Raw genomic sequence first — 16069 nt, 5'->3', positions numbered from 1 at the left:
ACAGCCAGGCTCAGCCGGCCGGCTCGTAATTCAAGTTGGGCGACAACCACCGCTCCATGGCGGCAAGAGGCAGGTTCTTCCGGCGGGCGTAGTCCTCGACTTGATCCTTCCCGATTTTCCCGACCGCAAAATACTTGGCTTCCGGGTGGGCGAAATAGAAGCCGCTCACCGCAGCGGCCGGCAACATGGCAAAGCTTTCCGTCAGCGTGATGCCGGCCTCTCGCTCTACATGCAAGAGATCGAACAGCAACCGCTTCTCGGTATGATCGGGGCAGGCCGGGTACCCCGGTGCGGGCCGGATGCCGCGATATTTTTCGTGAATCAGATCTTCGGTGGACAAGGCTTCGTGCTTGCCATATCCCCAGGCGTCACGCACCTGCTTATGGAGAAATTCCGCGAACGCTTCGGCCAACCGGTCGGCCAGGGCTTTCGCCATGATGGAATTGTAGTCATCGTGATCCCGGTCAAACCGCCGGCACAGCTCATCCAGACCGATCCCCGCCGTCACCGCAAAGGCTCCGAGATGATCCTGCCGGCCCGACTCTCTCGGCGCGACAAAATCCGCCAGGGCCAGATTCGGCTGCCCCTGCGGCTTCTCCGATTGTTGCCGCAGCGTGTGAATCGTCGTGAGCACCTTCATCCGGGCGGCGTCTGTGTACAACACAACATCGTCACCGACGCTCGCCGCCGGGAAGAATCCATAGACCCCTTTGGCGGTCAGGAGTTTCTCGTGAATGATCTCGTCCAGCAACCGGCGCGCATCGTCGAACAGCTCCTGCGCTTTCGGTCCGACCGTCGCATCCTCGAGGATCGCCGGATAGCGCCCCCTCAACTCCCAGGTATGAAAGAACGGCGACCAATCGATATAGGGCACGAGGTCGCTCAACGGTTGATCGCCGATCGTTCGCACACCGAGAAACGAGGGCGTAGGAATATCCACCGTCGCCCAATCGGTCTTCAAGCAGTGAGCTCTCGCCTGGGCAATCGGCAGAAGTGCTTTGGCACCCTTGTCCTGATGCGCCTGCCGCATCCGCTCATAGTCCTCACGGACCTGTTGCACGAACGCAGGCTTCTGGTCGGAACTGATAAGACTGCCCACCACCCCCACGGCCCGCGAGGCATCCAGCACATGGATCACGGACGGATGATAGGAAGGCGCAATCTTCACCGCCGTGTGCGCCTTGCTTGTGGTCGCGCCGCCGATCAACAACGGAACCGTGAAACCTTCCCTCGTCATCTCCCTGGCCACATGCACCATCTCATCCAGCGAGGGGGTAATCAGGCCGCTCAGCCCGACAATATCGACCTTCTGCTCCTTCGCCGTAGCGAGAATCTTTTCGCAGGGGACCATCACACCCAGGTCGATCACCTCGTAGTTGTTGCAGCCCAGCACGACGCCGACGATGTTCTTCCCGATATCGTGGACATCGCCTTTGACGGTCGCGAGCAACACTTTCCCCTGGGCCTGATAGCTGCCAGTCCGTTTTTTCTCTTCTTCCATGAACGGCATCAGGTACGCCACGGCCTTCTTCATGACGCGCGCACTTTTCACGACTTGCGGGAGAAACATCTTGCCCGAGCCGAACAGATCCCCGACCACGTTCATTCCGGCCATTAAGGGCCCTTCGATCACCGAGAGCGGCTTCGGGTATTTTTGCCGCGCCTCTTCCGTATCCTGATCGATATAGTCCGTGATGCCCTTCACCAGCGCATGGGAAAGCCGTTCTTCAACCGTCCCCTGCCGCCACTCATCGTCCTTCACGGCCGCTTTGCCCTTCTGCTTGACCGTCTCGGCAAAGTTCACCAGACGCTCCGTGGCATCCGGGCGACGATTCAGCAGCACGTCCTCCACGAGTTCCAGAAGGGCCTTAGGGATTTCCTCATACACCGCCAGCTGACCGGCATTGACGATGCCCATGTCGAGCCCGGCCCTGATGGCGTGATACAGAAACGCCGCGTGCATCGCTTCTCGGACCACGTTGTTCCCGCGGAACGAGAAGGAGATGTTACTGATGCCGCCGCTCACTTTGGCGCCGGGCAGGTTCTGCTTGATCCAGCGCGTCGCCTCGATGAAGTTCACCGCGTAGTTATTATGCTCCTCGATCCCCGTGGCCACGGTCAGGATATTGGGGTCGAAGATAATATCGGTCGGTGGAAAGCCCACCTGCTGCGTCAGAATTCTGTAGGAGCGCGCGCAGATCTCCTTCTTCCGCTCGAGCGTGTCGGCCTGCCCCTGTTCGTCGAAGGCCATGACTACCACCGCGGCGCCGTAACGCCGGACCAGCTTCGCCTGAGCGATAAACTTCTCCTCGCCCTCCTTGAGGCTGATGCTGTTGACGATCGCCTTCCCTTGAATGTTCCTGAGGCCCGTCTCCAGCACCTCCCATTTGGAACTGTCGACCATGATGGGCACTTTGCAAATATCCGGCTCCGACGCGATGAGACGGAGAAACTTCTCCATCGCCGCCTTCGAGTCCAGCATGCCCTCGTCCATGTTGATATCGATGATCTGGGCGCCCCCCTCCACTTGCTGGCGTGCCACCGACAGCGCGGCGTCATAATCGCCGGCCAGGATCAGTTTCGCAAAAGCGGGAGAACCGGTCACGTTCGTCCGTTCACCGACATTCACAAAGTTGGAATCAGGACGGATCGTCACCGCTTCCAAACCGCTCAACCGTGTGTAGGGTTCGACTGTGGGAATCGCGCGAGGCTTCAACCCGCGCACGGCCTCGGCAATCAGCTTGATGTGAGCCGGCGTCGTCCCGCAGCAGCCCCCCACGATATTCAACCAGCCGTTGTCGGCCCACTCGCGCAACTGGGGCGCAAGCGTATCCGGCGTTTCAGGGAATCCGGTCGGCAGGAGCGGATTGGGCAGTCCCGCATTCGGATGGGCGCTCAGATAGACCGGCGCGATCCGGGAGAGTTCATCGATCAACGGGCGCATTTCTTTCGGCCCGAGCGCGCAATTCATCCCCACGCTGAGGAGAGGCACATGCGAAATGGAATTCCAGAACGCCTCGACGGTCTGCCCCGTCACGCCTCGATTGCTCCCCGCTTGAATGAAGGTGACCGAGGCCATGATCGGCACGCGGCGCGCCCCGTCGTCGAACAACTCCTGAATTGCAAAAAACGCGGCCTTCGCGTTCAACGTATCGAAGATCGTCTCGACCAGCAGCAGGTCAACGCCTCCATCCAACAGCCCGCGCACCTGGTCGCGGTAGGCCGCCACCAGCTCTTCGTAGGTCGCCCCCCGCGCCGCCGGATTGTTGACGTCCGTTGAGATGGACGACGTCTTCGTCGTCGGACCGATCGCGCCGGCCACGAAGCAGCGCCGGCCCGGCTGAGCCGCCTGGACCTTCTCGACGGCGCGCTTGGCGCACTCCGCCCCGGCCTTCGACAGTTCATAACCCAGCGAGTCCATCTGGTAGTCCGCCAGCGAGATCGCTTGCGAGTTGAACGTGTTGGTCTCGACGATGTCGGCGCCGGCTCCGAGATACTGGCGGTGAATGTCTTCAATGATGCCGGGCCGGGTGATATTCAGCAGGTCGTTATGCCCCTTCAGATCCTTTGTCCAGTCTTTGAAACGCTCACCACGAAAGGCAGCCTCATCCAACTTCCGCTGCTGGATCATGGTGCCCATCGCGCCGTCGAGGACCAGGATTCGTTCCTTGAGAAGACGTTCAATATCCGAAGAGACAGAATTCGTCACGGCGTATGCTTTCCCTATTATGTTGATGAGATGAAGCAAGCAGGACGCTCAGAAAGGCCGTTCAGCGAGGCCGCCGCAAGCGTAGAGGCGAGGCGTACGATTCGGTACGTTGAGCCACTACGCGCGGCGAGAACGAAGCTGGCGGACTTTTTCAGCATCCTGCCGAGCGGCCATGATACTGGATGGGCCTCCCACCGGCAAGGCGACAGCCCGTTTTCTTGACAGACCTTCTCTCACGCCGATACGATGGCCGCACGACAAGGAGGACGGCGTTGCGTACCCGACAACTCTGGTACAGCCTGGGACTGCTGCTCTCGGCTCTCGCCCTCCCCCATGGACTCGCCGCCGCCCCCTACTTTGAAGACGGCTTCCTCGGCTTGACGCAGAAAGAGCTGCACGAGCGAATGGGCATGCCGCAAGCCGTGCGGGACAGGAAATCGGCCCTGCGGGTCTTCACCTACTATCCCATCACCGACTGGCAGAAATATTTCAGCAAGTTGGTGTCGCCGGAAAACGGCGAAGACGTCTACACCTTCAAGCGGAATAACATCGACGTCCGCTATTCGTTCAGCTACGCGGTCGATCCCAACGACACCAGCGAAAACCGGCCGTTGTTTGTGCGTCTGGTGGACATCGAATTTTCACCGCCTGTGCCGATCGCGCAAGTTCCCTCGCTGGTGCCGGAATTCAAACCGTCTTCCGAACCCGATTCTCCGGCCTTCCGCTCGAATATCTGGGTCCTGCTCTTTCAGGGCGCCCCCTCTCCCGCGGCTCGCTTTCTGATCAGAGAAAAAGGCAAGGAGCAGCTCGACTGGACCCTGACCTTTCAGCTCTTTTCCCTTCAAGGGCTTCCCGACCGGCTGACCACCAGCGCCACCGTCGATCGCATGGAGATCGGCACCCAGAGCCTGCAACTTGTGAAGCAGCGGCAGCGCCATACCCATGAACCGATCATGAATCCTTACTCACCCGAGTTTGCCACGCAATCCGCACCACCCCCTGTTCAGCGCAAGCCGATCCCCACGCCCAAATACGCGGAATAGGGGCGGTCACCCGAGGTCAAGGCCAAGTCTAAGACTGAGACAAGAGTATTGTGATTCCTACTCTTCCCCCTCAGGGCCTCAACCTTATCCTTAACCCAGCCTCTACCGTGCTGGTGGATTTGTGCTGATCCCGCTATTGGCCGGCCGGCTTGAGACGATCCTGCTGGGCTTCGCTTGCAGCAAGGGCTTTCCGCTTCATGATGTCCGCCGGACCGTCACCGCTCACGTACATGAAGAGCGGCGTCCCGATCCCGAGGACGATGAGCAGGCCCAGCGCCAGCAGGCGCATCATAGGGCTCTTGGTGAGGTACATGATGATCAACAACGCGATGGCTGCCCCGCCCGCATAGGTAAGAATCTGAGACTGACCGGGACTGAGGCCGGAAAATTGAATCACGCCGACACCCTGGGATTTCTCGACCACAGCCCGTTTCACTGACTCGAATTTCGACGGCGGGGTAACCCTCGGATTCGCCTGTTCATGCATCTGAACCCTGGCCCGGTATCTCTCCGGAATGGTGTCGGGGGAATCGGTATAACGCGGATTGCCTTGCTCGTCGATATAGGAGTAGATCGTCACCGCGTGAGCCGGTAACGTCGCAAGACCGAGCAACCAGCAGATCATAAGCACCGTCCAGCCCGCCGGCACGCCGGTCGGGAGATCCCTCAACACTCGTGGTCCCATCGTCCACCTCGCTTGGCTGATTCACCCATGCGCGCCCGGCCGGCCCGATCGGCCTATCTCGCTGAAATATCATAAGAAGCGGCCAGGCCTTGCTTGACTCACCACACACCCCTTGTTAGCATGCGACCATTGAAAGAGGAAGCAATTACGACTATGGAACAGACCCCCACAACGATCGATACGCTGCCCGCGGACAATGAAGAACCGTCGTTTATCCGCCGCCCCCACGTGCGCAAAATCATTTACGCCTGCCTCGCCATCTCCTTTCTCTTGATGGTCGTCTGGCCGATGATCGTCCATTTCCAGGATCCCGACTTCTCCAAACATATCGAGCAGCGACGGGTCATGGCCGGCATGACGAAAGACCAGGTCCTCAAATCCTGGGGGGGGCCACAGACGATCAACACGACCTTTACCGCCGACGGGCTCCGCCGGGAGGAATGGATTTTCGAGGATTGGATCAGCACCTCGGATGTGAAGCACCGCTATCTCTATTTCGAAGAAGGCGTGCTCATCGGGGGATGGTTCGAAGGCTCAGAGGAACGGAATCCCGTGAGCGCTCCCGTAGACTCCCCGCATCCGAAGATGGGGCGATAGCGATAACCTCTCCGCACCAACCTGATGTGAGCCCCGGCAACCCGGCTCCTCCCCGAAGGAACACATTCCATGAGTTCGACACCAGGCATCAGCACCACCAGGCAGTTCCGGAATCTCCTCCTGTCGGATCAGGTGGAGTTCATCTGCGAAGCCCACAACGGCCTCAGCGCCAAGATCGTGCAGGAAGCCGGCTTTAAAGGCATCTGGGCCAGCGGCCTGTCGATCTCAGCCCAATTCGGCGTGCGCGACAACAACGAAGCCAGCTGGACGCAGGTGCTCGAAGACCTGGAATTCATGTCCGACGCCGCCACGATTCCGATTCTCCTCGACGGCGACACAGGCTACGGCAACTTCAACAACATGCAGCGGCTTGTCCGCAAACTGGAGCAGCGCAGGATCGCCGCGGTCTGCATTGAAGACAAACTCTTCCCCAAGACCAACAGTTTCATCAAGGGCGGCGCCCAGCCCATGGCGGACATGCATGAGTTTTGCGGCAAGATCAAAGCCGGCAAAGATGCGCAGACCGACCCGGATTTCTCGATCATCGCCCGCGTGGAAGCCTTCATCTGCGGCTGGGGCCTGGCGGAAGCCCTCCGTCGCGCCGAGGCCTATCATCAGGCGGGAGCCGACGGCATCCTCATCCACAGCGCCCTCTCGGTGCCCGACGAAATCCTGGCCTTCAAACAGGAATGGGGGAATCGCTGCCCCGTGGTGATCGTGCCGACAAAGTACTACGCGACGCCCACGGATGTGTTTCGCCAACACGGCTTCTCCATCGTTATCTGGGCCAACCACATGCTCCGGTCCTCCGTGACCGCCATGCAGAAGACCGCGCGCACCCTCAAGGAACAGGAACACCTGCTCTCCATCGAAGACAAAGTCGCGCCGGTCTCCGAAATCTTCCGCCTGCAAAACGCGGCGGAACTGCAGGAGGCCGAAGACCGCTATCTGCCCAAAGGCGCCGAAGACACCTGCGCGATCGTGCTGGCCGCCTCACGCGGGGACGAATTGGGTGAGCTCACCGAGCACCAGCCGAAAACGATGGTGAAAATCCAGGGCGCCCCCATTCTTTCCCACATCGTGGACGCCTACAATGCCGTCGGAATCAAGGATATCGTCGTCGTGCGCGGGTACAAGAAGGAAGCCATCACCCTGCCCAACCTGACCTATGTCGATAACAGCGAGTATGCCGATACCGGCGAGTTGGATTCGCTCTTGAAAGCCCTCAAGTCCAGAAAAGGCCCGGCGCAGAGCACCATCATTTCTTACGGCGATCTGCTCTTCAACAAATACATTCCTCAGTCCCTCTGCCAGGAGCAGGATGACCTGGTCGTCTTTGTGGACAGCAATTGGCAGGACCAGACCAGCTACCGCCGCCTCGGCGGGTTCACCGAATGCACCATTCCCAATTCGCGCAAGGCCTTCAACGCCAAGATCTACCTGAAGCAATTGGGCGACAACATTCCCAAAGACTCCGTCCACGGAATCTGGATGGGCTTCCTCAAAGTCTCCCCCACCGCCGTCCCTCTCATCACCGGCATCATCACCGAACTGCTGGCCAAGCCGGGCAACCGCAAAGCCGGCATCGCTCAGCTGCTCCAGGAACTATTAAAGCGGCAGCACCCCATCCGCGTCCTCTACACCGTCGGCCACTGGCTCGACATCAACAGTCTCGAGGATGTGGTGCAGGCGGGGAATTTTTAAGAGGAGAAGAATCCTGTTACGGGTATCGCTGACAGGAATGCAGCCCGGATAGTCCTGAGAAATGCGTGTTTGCAGGGCCTGGCTTACTTTAGGAAGGTCCTTCGATCCTTCCCTCTCTCCTATTTTCCTCTGCACAAAGACTCGATGCAAATGCGGCCTGAGATCGAGTACAGTGTGACGAACATCTTTCTCTGACGACTTGAAGGAAGAACCATGAACAGAATACGACCAGAGCTGATCAAAGATAATCCGGCGGCCCCGCAACCCTATGTGAGCCCGAGGAGAAGCCGAACACGCCCTCGCACGGCGTCGTCGGCACGGGCCACTGCGCAGGACGGGATGAGAGAGGCGCTGCAGATGCTGATGAGATCGGCTGAACGCTTCGTAGACAGCCTGCCGGCCTCGAAGAATAGGAACAAGGAACTGCCCGCGCTTCTGATTGCGATGACCCAGGCACATCGGCTGCTATCGCCCAAGCGGACGACAACGGAATAAGATGAATGTCGCAGTGTCAATTCGGTGTCAGACAGGGCAGTGATGATATGCCGCCGCCCATCACGAACAGCTGACATGCGTCTACATCATTCCAACCACCGCACCCTCCTCCCCTCCCGTTACGAACCGCAGCGATAGCGGACGTTTCCTTCCTGGCTGAACTATCCCAGCGCCCCCCTTTCTCAGTCTTTCTATGAGAGCACGATCTCTTGCCCTGCTATCGAGAAAGATACATCACTGAATCTCTTTCGGTACGTATTTAACCATCCTCCGACAGGCTTTTCTGGTTTATCTTAGCATTTGCTGGCAATTCATCACCGGTACGTACGGCACAGAACTCGCTCTGCGTATACAGCAGAGAACGACGAAACACGACACCGGTTTTTCGCACAGCCCCTCATCGTTTCATGGAAGGGCGGTGGCACACACCGACCGGTCCATGAAAACAACCAAGGAGGTTTGTATGACATCCTCCAGCACAGTACTCAGGGGAGTTCTCATCTCGGTCTTCGGATTGGGCGTCGTCGGCTTTGTCGCGCCGGGCAGCGCCACGACGGAAGGGACATCGGTGAGTCTGCCGGTCGAAATGGTGGCGGACTATGTGCACGCCGTGATCGAAGCGGACCGCGAGGTGTACACGAAGCACGTGGTTGAGCGGATGCAGATCAAAGGGGTGGTCGTGGCCTCGGAGAACTGGGAGCAGAAGAATACGCTGCCGCTACCGGCTCAATTCCTGATCGAGTCTGGCCGCGTCATGGCGAGAAAAGGCCACGGCATACAGTATAAATTGATCAGCCTCTGGCCGATCAACAAGCGGAACGTGGCTACCAGCGAGTTCGAGAAGACAGGTCTGGGTACGGTGCTCACTCATCCGACCACACCCCATACCGGTTTTGTGAAGGAAGGAGGAGCCCGTTACTTCCAGGCTGTCTATGCGGATCTTGCTGTCACCCAGGCTTGCATCGGCTGTCACAATGCGCATCCGGACAGCCCCAAACGGGACTTCAAGATCAATGATGTCATGGGCGCTATTGTGATCAGCATTCCCGTGAAATAGACATGACTGTGTAGAGATCACTATGCTCGACGACCGGACAATCTTGCGCTCCCATCCGGATGGCCGCAAGATTGTTCAGCGTCCAGCTATTCACCGAGCGCAACGGGCACTCACAGTCTGAGCGATTTCCTTGCGTCCTCGATCGGGATCTCGCGCCAGGCGCCGGGCGGAAGATCTCCCAGCTTGAATGGGCCGTATTGAATACGCCTAAGCCTGGTCACTTCATGTCCCAGCACCAGGAACAGCCTGCGGATTTCCCGGTTCTTTCCCTGGATCAAAACCACTTCCAGATGTGACTCGCGGCCGGAACTCTTTTGAATCTTCACGCTGTGGCACTGAAGGCGCTCGCCGGCATCGAGGACCCCCACAATGGCTTCTTTGGCTTGCGCCTCGGAGAATTCGCCGCGCACGGACACCAGGTACGTCCGCATCACTTTATTGGCGGGATCGGTGAGATAGCTCGACAAGGTTGAATCGTTAGTGAGCAGGAGAAGCCCGCTGGTCGCCTGATCGAGCCGCCCGACGGCATGCAGATAGCCCAGGTCCGCCGGTAACACATCAAAGATGGTCTTCCGGGCCTTTTCATCGCTATGCGTCGTAATGACCCCTTTGGGTTTATGGAAGAGCAGAAATCGTTTGGCCGTATCGTGAATCGGCCGGTCATCGACCGAGATGGCGTCTTTGGGCCACAAGACCCAGGTCGCCGGATCGCGGACGACGCGCCCGTTGATCTGCACCCGCCCGGCGCGGACCCATTCCTGGCTACTGCCACGGGACGCGATGCCCAGCTTCGAGAGCAATCGATCCACCGTGTACCGTTTCGCGGAAAGAGCGGGCCTGGATGACATCGTGAACTGTGCTCGGTTATGAAGCCTGAGGGCTGAACGCGGATTGTCTCTCGGTTGTGAATACGCAGGCTACAAAGAGGCGACGGGCTCAGAGCCGGGCAACACCATAGACTCATTCGAGCCCGACGGCGGACATTCTTTTCCCATCACGGACACATGCCCGCTACGGCGACGGCTCGATCTCGCGAAGAGGGATCCGAAGGCGGCGCAACAAGATATCGGCCCGAACCCAATCGGACTCGTCGACCAACACCCGGCAGAGCAGGGCGGAACATCCGGGATAAAGACTGCTGATGTGTTCGTGCTGAAAGAAGCAGGAAATGGCGTTCGCCTCGCACAGGCTCTTGATGATCGCAAGTTCGCCCATGTCCTGAGCTGTGGTCAGATAGCGCATCGCCATGGGTCCCCCGGTTCCCCCGACACGGATGGCCGGACAAATCAGGCCGGCATTTGCACTTTTCCCGAGTCCCCTCTACACTCGCCCTTAGCTACGGGGTTTCGGTAATGCGAGCACGGCGCTCCTGCCCGGGGCCGCCTGAAACGGTCAACACCCGTTTCCATTCGCGCACTTGATACACGGCCCAGGCATTCGGCTGGCCCTTGTAGAAGGCGGCAGGATCTTCGCCGCTGGCGTTCAAGAAGATCGGTTCGGTGAACCCTTCTTCAAGCACATAATCCAGCAGGCACTCGGTGGAAAACCCCGGCCCGCGCAGCGCGACGTCGGCCAGCAGGGTCAAAATGTCGTCCGGATTTTGAATGGTAATGGGATTCATCACAGCTCCTCATCTGGCCGCCGGATTCTAACGAGGCGGCCTTCAGGAAGGCAAGGTACGATGACAGCACGACTGACACAACCCCGGTTCCTTGAAGCTCTCCTGAAAATCATGGACGGCAAACACCATTGGGCCTGGGACCACTTTGCGAGCGGCAAGCTCACCAAGGACCAGCTGAAAATTCACTTCCAGCAGGAATACTTCGTCTACGTGCGCGACTTTCCCGTCTTCCTTTCGCGCATCCACGGCCAGAATCCCCCGCAAGAAGTGCGCCGCATGCTCGCCGAAAACATCTATGAAGAAGACACGGGCGGGCTCTCGCTCGGCCAATCCCATCCGGAACTCTTCCTCGCGATGATGGAGGGGCTGGGATTTTCCGCCAAAGACTTTGAGCGTGTCCGGCCTTTGCCGGCCAGCCGCGCCTATCGCGCCTGGCTCGACCGCATGTCCACCCATAAGCAATGGGTGCTCGGAGCCGCCACACTCACCGTCTTCGTCGAAGGCAGCATCAAGGATCGGAAGGAGTTACGGGAACCTTCCAAGCCAAAGACCGTGGAAGAGATCGAGACCACGATCAAGAATCATCCCCTGGTGCGCTTTCATGGAGCCCATCCGGACTCGATGAATCTCATCCGCGCACACCAGCTCGTGGAGGCCGGTCACCGGCACGACGCCTATAAGATGGTGATCGAATACACTCCCTCCGCCGCCCAGCAGCAATCCGTTCTGACCAGTCTCAAAAAGAGCCTGCGCCTCTGGCTCGCGTACCGGGACGCAGTCGCCAAGGCCTGCGGTTTGAAGAAACCCTGATGGCGGCGCAGGTCTTTCTCCTCATCCTGCTGCTTGCCATCGGCCGTTCGCCATCAGCCATCAGCTCCGAACTTCCCGCAGCCATGGCCCTGATCCCCGCCGGAGAGTTCACGATGGGGACGCCGGAGGGCAGTGACGGGTTGACCGATGAACACCCTGAGCGCCGCGTGTTCGTCGGCGGTTTCTTTCTCGACCGCTTCGAAGTCACGAATGAGGCCTACCTGCGCTTTGTTCAGGCCACAGGCCATCGCATGCCGGAGAATGCGCAACCCTCGGCGACGTTGTGGGCCCATGGAGTCCCGTTGCCCCAGGTCAAGGCTCACCCGGTCGTGAATGTCAGCTGGGAGGACGCCGTCGCCTATTGCCGCTGGGCCGGGAAAAGGCTCCCCACCGAAGCCGAGTGGGAAAAAGCCGCCAGGGGAACGGACGGCCGTCGATATCCCTGGGGAAACGACTGGGACTTCACCAAAGCGAACAGCGCCAGTTATTGGGCTGGCCGCACAATCGACTTTCATAGCGGCGCCGATTGGGACGCTTTTTGGGTGAAGGGAGACGGCGCCCGTCTTGCGAAAGAGAAGGGGGTGAAGGGTGAGATTTTGACCCTGCCGGTCGGCAGTTTTCCCTCAGGAATCAGCCCCTACGGCATCCACGATCTTGCCGGCAACGCAGCGGAGTGGGTGCAGGATTGGTACGATCCCAACTACTATCGATCTGCGCCGCTGAACGATCCGCCCGGCCCCGGGCGGGGTGCGATCAAGGCGATGCGCGGGGGGTCCTGGTTGAAACCGGCAGTCAGTCTTCGAACGACCGACCGGGATTGGGGCCCGATGGACAGCCGTCCGAGCGGCACAGGATTCCGCTGCGCCAGGGATGCGTTCTGATATTTGAAGAACCTGGGAAAGCTAGGCCCTCGCCGCATCGCGACCGAAGATCCGAGCAGATCAGCGGTCCCACACATAATGCACCTGTTCGATGCGGACGAAGGGCATGATGAGGCCCAGCCCTCCCTCATCGTGTGAGAAGTCGTAGACAAGAGACTCCCCGGGGATCAGCCGCCCGATGAACAGTACGGCTGGCTCCACCGGTTCCCCACGATCCATCAACCCCTTCACTCGAACCGCCTGCTCAGGGTCCGGCACGGCGCGCAACTCACCGGGAAGATCCTCCGGCTTGAACCGGACCACCCCCCAGCGCGTCGCGGTGAACACAGGGCCGAGTGCAATCGAATAGCCGCCGGTCTCGGGATCGAATCGCGACAATTCGCCCGACCAGACGAATGCAATCCGCGTCTGAAGCGCCGGGTTCCCCTCCCGCTTGGCATCACGCGCGCGATTCAGATTGAACAGCCGTTCATCGTGCCCCGGATCATGATGGCCCTGGCCGTACACCGTCGGCCAATCGGGAGGCTCGCCATCCAGGGCGGCCAAGAAAGATTCGATGGAGGCAGGATCGTCCAAGAAGCGGATATCGTTCGCGAGCGTCTTGGCGAACTCCCTCACAGACCTGATCTGGAGCGGACCAACCCCCGATACCTCTTCAGCCGCAAGCGCCGGCCCAGCCGCCAGCATGACCGCCGATAAGAGAAAAGACAGACACCGCATTGCAGGCACGCTTATTCGGTTGGGGCCTGAGCCAGAGCGTGGGAAAACGCCGACTCCAGCGATTGGACCGAAGGCTGGGTGGCTTGCAGCACACCCGCCTCGATCAGCACGGCGACCCGCGGAGAGGGGTTGATCCGGTTGAGGGCGGCTTTCGTCAAACCGGGAGTGGCAAGGACTTTCTGGTAGGTCCCCAACCAGGCCTCGACGATCGCGCGCAAGCCGGCATCCGCCGGCTTCATCTTCCCCAATTTCACTTGCTGCAGCAGCTTGATGATCGGATCCGATTGGGAAATGGTCCCGATTGCTCGTTGAAGTACGGCCTCAGACTCCATCGGCCGCCACTCAGTTCATCGAGCAGGCGCCGGGGCCGCGCGGATCGCCGCAGCTGCCGCAGGAACCGCCCCCGCCCGAGCCTGGAGACGCCCAGCCGCCCGTGGCGCCGACTCCGAATGCCGAAAATTGCTTTTCAAGCCTGGTGGCCTTGCATTTGGGACAGGAGGCTTCGACGGAGCCCTGAACGAGCAGCTCGAAGCGGTGTTTACATTCGCTACAGACATATTCGAAGATAGGCATGGATACGACTCCTTTTGTTGGCCCCATTATAAAATCGCCGCGCCCGGATCGCAATGAAAGGCCCCATGTACCGAGAAGAAAAAACCTTCACGCTGCAATTCAGTCTCGAAGCCAGCTTCCCCGACGACTATGAAGGGGATGACGATCACCAGGCCTGGACGCGTGAGTGGGAAACGCGCATGAAGCCGGACATCATCAAGGTGGTCTTTGAGTCCTTGCGGCGCCACCCCGGATGGAGCGCGCATGTTCGAAATCGAGGAAAGTCCGCTCAGGATGAAATTGAAGTAGCACTTGAACGAGACTTCACAACGCCTCAACCGTTCAGAATTTAGCTGATGGAACAACGAACGGACATCGGACTCTATCTGCACATCCCTTTCTGCCGGCAACGTTGCCACTTCTGCGCCTTCTATCTGGAAATCCCCAAGGGCGACCGGCTCGATTCGTTCCTCTTCGCACTCGAACGCGAACTGGACCTGTATCGTGCGCAGGGCCTACCTGGCGATCGGCCTTTACAAACCGTCTATCTTGGGGGCGGCACGCCGACCGTGATCCCCGCCAGACGATTGGCCACTCTGCTCGACCGCATCCGGCGCACCTTCCCCGTGAGCCCACAGGCTGAAGTCACCGTGGAGGCCCACCCATCGACGGTCGGCAGAGACGATCTGCGCATCCTGGCGGACGCGGGAGTCACCCGGATCAGCTTCGGCGCCGAATCGATGAACCAGAAGGATTTCATAGCCATCGGCCGGCCAGGCTCAGTGGCTGAGACCGAACAAGCCGTTGCCAACGCCAGAGCCGCCGGATTCACGAACATCAATCTTGACCTGATGTACGGCTTGCCGGGACAGACCCTGGAGTCCTGGAGCGACAACCTGCAATCACTCCTCAAGCTGGATCTACCCCATGTCTCCTGTTACGCCCTGACCATCGAGGAAGGAACCAAGCTGGCCCTGGACGTTGCCAAGGGACTCGCGCCGGCGCCGGACGATTCGCTCCAAATCGACATGGAGGCCGCCGCCGAATCCACCCTCGGCATGGCGGGGCTGGCCCGATATGAAATTTCCAACTACGCCAGGCCCGGCTTCGCCTGCCGGCATAACCAATTGTACTGGACCAACCAGGACTATCTCGGGCTGGGCCCGAGCGCGCAATCCTATGTCGATGGGGTGCGTTTCGGAAACGTGGCGGATCTCGAAACCTACACCCATCATCTACGGGCAGGCCGCCTGCCCGTCTCGGATCGCACCAGCCTCTCTCCAGAGGAACAACGACGGGATGCCTTGATCTTCGGTCTGCGGCTGCTCGCAGGCGTGCCGCGTGAGACGGCCCTGGATCATCCCGCTCAACAACCCGCCATCGAGCAACTCACGGCCAAGGGCCTGATCATCGTAGAAGACGAACGGATTCGACTCACCGCCCTCGGCCGGCGCTACGCCGACAGCGTGGCGGAAGAACTCTTCTGAAATGGATTTGAAACGATTCCGCTACCGGCGAACGACAAGGTAATGCAGCGCGGCGTCACAGAGGATGCCGGCCCAGGCCAGCACATTGACCCACAGCAGGATCCGCTTCCCTCCCCTCCAATGGTTCAGCACAAGGAAAAGGAGGCAGGCCTGCGTTAAGAGAGAGAAGGGCCGATGGAGATGGACGGAAACAGCGCCCCGTTCACTCGCAATGGCAGACAGGGCTGCAAGGATGTAGCAGGAAAACGCCCCGATCTGCAGCCACAGCGCTTTGCCCTTCAAGCCTCCGCGCGCCGCCGCCACGAGCGCCCAGGTGAGACAGACGACCACGAGCAGCAAGAGCAGCGGAAACAGCGGCCACCAGACACGTCCATCCAGCATAGGCCCGAAACTCTACCAGCCACCCCCACCCCGGTCAATCAGCATCGAACCGGTCATTGACAAGCAGCATCCGGGAAGGCGAGACTATCTCACAGTCAATCGAGGTGACTCATGCCCGTTAATATGGACCCAGCCAAGAAGCGACGAAAAGATCAGGTCGAAGCAAGCTCGTCCGAACACCAGCCCGCCACGGCAGCCGAAACCGGCCCCCCAGCCTTCGGGGAGGAAACGCATATCGATCGGGAAAAGGATCTGGCGGATGCCGAATGGAAGAATCTGTGGGACGCGACCGAAGTGATCGATATGGACAAGGTGTAATCGCCCCAA

General features: G+C 59.7%; 19 protein-coding genes. 10 read left to right on the top strand and 9 right to left on the bottom strand.

The window, feature by feature from the left end; genetic code table 11:
* Nucleotides 1–10: 10 nt before the first annotated feature.
* Nucleotides 11–3709, bottom strand: coding sequence for a methionine synthase (metH, locus tag ACO9S2_RS16130; RefSeq protein ID WP_423723427.1), 3699 nt, complete (start codon nucleotides 3707–3709; stop codon nucleotides 11–13).
* A gap of 272 nt (nucleotides 3710–3981) precedes the next feature.
* Here metH and ACO9S2_RS16125 point away from each other — a divergent pair, with 272 nt between their 5' ends.
* Nucleotides 3982–4752, top strand: a complete 771-nt coding sequence (locus ACO9S2_RS16125) for a hypothetical protein (protein ID WP_423723426.1) — start codon at nucleotides 3982–3984, stop codon at nucleotides 4750–4752.
* A gap of 133 nt (nucleotides 4753–4885) precedes the next feature.
* On the opposite strand, the gene ACO9S2_RS16120 is transcribed toward ACO9S2_RS16125, so the two are convergent.
* Nucleotides 4886–5437: a DUF4124 domain-containing protein gene (locus ACO9S2_RS16120; protein WP_423723425.1), complete on the bottom strand. Its 552-nt coding sequence runs from the start codon at nucleotides 5435–5437 to the stop codon at nucleotides 4886–4888.
* Between the two features lie 153 nt (nucleotides 5438–5590).
* Here ACO9S2_RS16120 and ACO9S2_RS16115 point away from each other — a divergent pair, with 153 nt between their 5' ends.
* The 4 genes from ACO9S2_RS16115 (at nucleotide 5591) to ACO9S2_RS16100 (ending at nucleotide 9290) form a co-directional block, all read left to right on the top strand.
* Nucleotides 5591–6034, top strand: a complete 444-nt coding sequence (locus ACO9S2_RS16115) for a hypothetical protein (RefSeq protein WP_423723424.1) — start codon at nucleotides 5591–5593, stop codon at nucleotides 6032–6034.
* A gap of 69 nt (nucleotides 6035–6103) precedes the next feature.
* The gene (aepX, locus tag ACO9S2_RS16110; protein WP_423723423.1) at nucleotides 6104–7738 is read left to right on the top strand and encodes a phosphoenolpyruvate mutase; all 1635 of its coding nucleotides are present in this window, start codon (nucleotides 6104–6106) and stop codon (nucleotides 7736–7738) included.
* A gap of 213 nt (nucleotides 7739–7951) precedes the next feature.
* A complete protein-coding gene (locus ACO9S2_RS16105) occupies nucleotides 7952–8233 on the top strand; it encodes a hypothetical protein (protein ID WP_423723422.1) in 282 nt (93 codons plus the stop codon).
* 463 nt (nucleotides 8234–8696) lie between these two features.
* Entirely contained in the window at nucleotides 8697–9290 is a 594-nt protein-coding gene (locus tag ACO9S2_RS16100) for a Tll0287-like domain-containing protein (RefSeq protein WP_423723421.1), read from the top strand.
* Nucleotides 9291–9400: 110 nt separating this feature from the next.
* Here the strand turns inward: ACO9S2_RS16100 and ACO9S2_RS16095 are convergent, their stop codons facing one another.
* The 3 genes from ACO9S2_RS16095 to ACO9S2_RS16085 form a co-directional block, all read right to left on the bottom strand.
* The gene (locus ACO9S2_RS16095) at nucleotides 9401–10138 is read right to left on the bottom strand and encodes a pseudouridine synthase (RefSeq protein WP_423723420.1); all 738 of its coding nucleotides are present in this window, start codon (nucleotides 10136–10138) and stop codon (nucleotides 9401–9403) included.
* 163 nt (nucleotides 10139–10301) lie between these two features.
* Nucleotides 10302–10538 (bottom strand): putative signal transducing protein, encoded by a 237-nt coding sequence (locus tag ACO9S2_RS16090; protein ID WP_423723419.1) that lies wholly within the window; start codon nucleotides 10536–10538, stop codon nucleotides 10302–10304.
* An 88-nt stretch (nucleotides 10539–10626) separates the two neighbouring features.
* A complete protein-coding gene (locus ACO9S2_RS16085; RefSeq protein ID WP_423723418.1) occupies nucleotides 10627–10911 on the bottom strand; it encodes a hypothetical protein in 285 nt (94 codons plus the stop codon).
* Between the two features lie 60 nt (nucleotides 10912–10971).
* Between ACO9S2_RS16085 and ACO9S2_RS16080 the strand changes: the two genes are divergently transcribed.
* Both ACO9S2_RS16080 and ACO9S2_RS16075 read left to right on the top strand, forming a co-directional pair.
* Nucleotides 10972–11721, top strand: coding sequence for a TenA family transcriptional regulator (locus ACO9S2_RS16080; protein ID WP_423723417.1), 750 nt, complete (start codon nucleotides 10972–10974; stop codon nucleotides 11719–11721).
* Nucleotides 11721–12602, top strand: a complete 882-nt coding sequence (locus ACO9S2_RS16075; protein WP_423723416.1) for a formylglycine-generating enzyme family protein — start codon at nucleotides 11721–11723, stop codon at nucleotides 12600–12602. The genes ACO9S2_RS16080 and ACO9S2_RS16075 overlap by 1 nt, the downstream gene beginning before the upstream one ends.
* Nucleotides 12603–12662: 60 nt before the next feature.
* Here ACO9S2_RS16075 and ACO9S2_RS16070 read toward each other — a convergent pair whose 3' ends face one another.
* From ACO9S2_RS16070 to ACO9S2_RS16060, 3 genes are read right to left on the bottom strand one after another with little or no spacing between them, the layout of a single operon-like run.
* Nucleotides 12663–13322 carry a hypothetical protein gene (locus ACO9S2_RS16070; RefSeq protein ID WP_423723415.1) on the bottom strand — a complete coding sequence of 220 codons (660 nt, stop codon included), beginning with the start codon at nucleotides 13320–13322 and terminating at the stop codon, nucleotides 12663–12665.
* Between the two features lie 11 nt (nucleotides 13323–13333).
* Nucleotides 13334–13654: a hypothetical protein gene (locus tag ACO9S2_RS16065; RefSeq protein ID WP_423723413.1), complete on the bottom strand. Its 321-nt coding sequence runs from the start codon at nucleotides 13652–13654 to the stop codon at nucleotides 13334–13336.
* 10 nt (nucleotides 13655–13664) lie between these two features.
* The gene (locus ACO9S2_RS16060; RefSeq protein ID WP_423723412.1) at nucleotides 13665–13895 is read right to left on the bottom strand and encodes an FmdB family zinc ribbon protein; all 231 of its coding nucleotides are present in this window, start codon (nucleotides 13893–13895) and stop codon (nucleotides 13665–13667) included.
* A gap of 65 nt (nucleotides 13896–13960) precedes the next feature.
* Between ACO9S2_RS16060 and ACO9S2_RS16055 the strand changes: the two genes are divergently transcribed.
* Nucleotides 13961–14227: a hypothetical protein gene (locus ACO9S2_RS16055; RefSeq protein WP_423723411.1), complete on the top strand. Its 267-nt coding sequence runs from the start codon at nucleotides 13961–13963 to the stop codon at nucleotides 14225–14227.
* A 3-nt stretch (nucleotides 14228–14230) separates the two neighbouring features.
* Nucleotides 14231–15361 carry a radical SAM family heme chaperone HemW gene (hemW, locus tag ACO9S2_RS16050; protein WP_423723410.1) on the top strand — a complete coding sequence of 377 codons (1131 nt, stop codon included), beginning with the start codon at nucleotides 14231–14233 and terminating at the stop codon, nucleotides 15359–15361.
* 21 nt (nucleotides 15362–15382) lie between these two features.
* On the opposite strand, the gene ACO9S2_RS16045 is transcribed toward hemW, so the two are convergent.
* Complete coding sequence (locus ACO9S2_RS16045) at nucleotides 15383–15742, bottom strand: hypothetical protein (protein WP_423723409.1); 360 nt, start codon at nucleotides 15740–15742, stop codon at nucleotides 15383–15385.
* Between the two features lie 111 nt (nucleotides 15743–15853).
* On the opposite strand from ACO9S2_RS16045, the gene ACO9S2_RS16040 reads away from it, so the two are divergent.
* Entirely contained in the window at nucleotides 15854–16060 is a 207-nt protein-coding gene (locus ACO9S2_RS16040; protein WP_423723408.1) for a hypothetical protein, read from the top strand.
* Nucleotides 16061–16069 lie beyond the last annotated feature (9 nt).

Origin of the sequence: Nitrospira sp. NS4, assembly GCF_049546785.1 — a bacterium.
Taxonomy (GTDB): domain Bacteria; phylum Nitrospirota; class Nitrospiria; order Nitrospirales; family Nitrospiraceae; genus Nitrospira_D.
Note: the sequence above shows the minus strand (reverse complement) of the source record. Positions and strands in the feature narration are given on the sequence as shown.

What these genes read in the sequence shown, in the direction of transcription:
- ACO9S2_RS16100 (WP_423723421.1), top strand. Translation starts at nt 8,697, where the DNA reads ATGACATCCTCCAGCACAGTACTCAGGGGAGTTCTCATCTCGGTCTTC.
- ACO9S2_RS16085 (WP_423723418.1), bottom strand. Translation starts at nt 10,911, where the DNA reads ATGAATCCCATTACCATTCAAAATCCGGACGACATTTTGACCCTGCTG.
- ACO9S2_RS16075 (WP_423723416.1), top strand. Translation starts at nt 11,721, where the DNA reads ATGGCGGCGCAGGTCTTTCTCCTCATCCTGCTGCTTGCCATCGGCCGT.
- ACO9S2_RS16105 (WP_423723422.1), top strand. Translation starts at nt 7,952, where the DNA reads ATGAACAGAATACGACCAGAGCTGATCAAAGATAATCCGGCGGCCCCG.
- ACO9S2_RS16115 (WP_423723424.1), top strand. Translation starts at nt 5,591, where the DNA reads ATGGAACAGACCCCCACAACGATCGATACGCTGCCCGCGGACAATGAA.
- ACO9S2_RS16065 (WP_423723413.1), bottom strand. Translation starts at nt 13,654, where the DNA reads ATGGAGTCTGAGGCCGTACTTCAACGAGCAATCGGGACCATTTCCCAA.
- ACO9S2_RS16045 (WP_423723409.1), bottom strand. Translation starts at nt 15,742, where the DNA reads ATGCTGGATGGACGTGTCTGGTGGCCGCTGTTTCCGCTGCTCTTGCTG.
- ACO9S2_RS16090 (WP_423723419.1), bottom strand. Translation starts at nt 10,538, where the DNA reads ATGGCGATGCGCTATCTGACCACAGCTCAGGACATGGGCGAACTTGCG.
- ACO9S2_RS16060 (WP_423723412.1), bottom strand. Translation starts at nt 13,895, where the DNA reads ATGCCTATCTTCGAATATGTCTGTAGCGAATGTAAACACCGCTTCGAG.
- ACO9S2_RS16120 (WP_423723425.1), bottom strand. Translation starts at nt 5,437, where the DNA reads ATGGGACCACGAGTGTTGAGGGATCTCCCGACCGGCGTGCCGGCGGGC.
- aepX (WP_423723423.1), top strand. Translation starts at nt 6,104, where the DNA reads ATGAGTTCGACACCAGGCATCAGCACCACCAGGCAGTTCCGGAATCTC.
- hemW (WP_423723410.1), top strand. Translation starts at nt 14,231, where the DNA reads ATGGAACAACGAACGGACATCGGACTCTATCTGCACATCCCTTTCTGC.
- ACO9S2_RS16095 (WP_423723420.1), bottom strand. Translation starts at nt 10,138, where the DNA reads ATGTCATCCAGGCCCGCTCTTTCCGCGAAACGGTACACGGTGGATCGA.
- ACO9S2_RS16080 (WP_423723417.1), top strand. Translation starts at nt 10,972, where the DNA reads ATGACAGCACGACTGACACAACCCCGGTTCCTTGAAGCTCTCCTGAAA.
- ACO9S2_RS16040 (WP_423723408.1), top strand. Translation starts at nt 15,854, where the DNA reads ATGCCCGTTAATATGGACCCAGCCAAGAAGCGACGAAAAGATCAGGTC.
- ACO9S2_RS16070 (WP_423723415.1), bottom strand. Translation starts at nt 13,322, where the DNA reads ATGCGGTGTCTGTCTTTTCTCTTATCGGCGGTCATGCTGGCGGCTGGG.
- ACO9S2_RS16055 (WP_423723411.1), top strand. Translation starts at nt 13,961, where the DNA reads ATGTACCGAGAAGAAAAAACCTTCACGCTGCAATTCAGTCTCGAAGCC.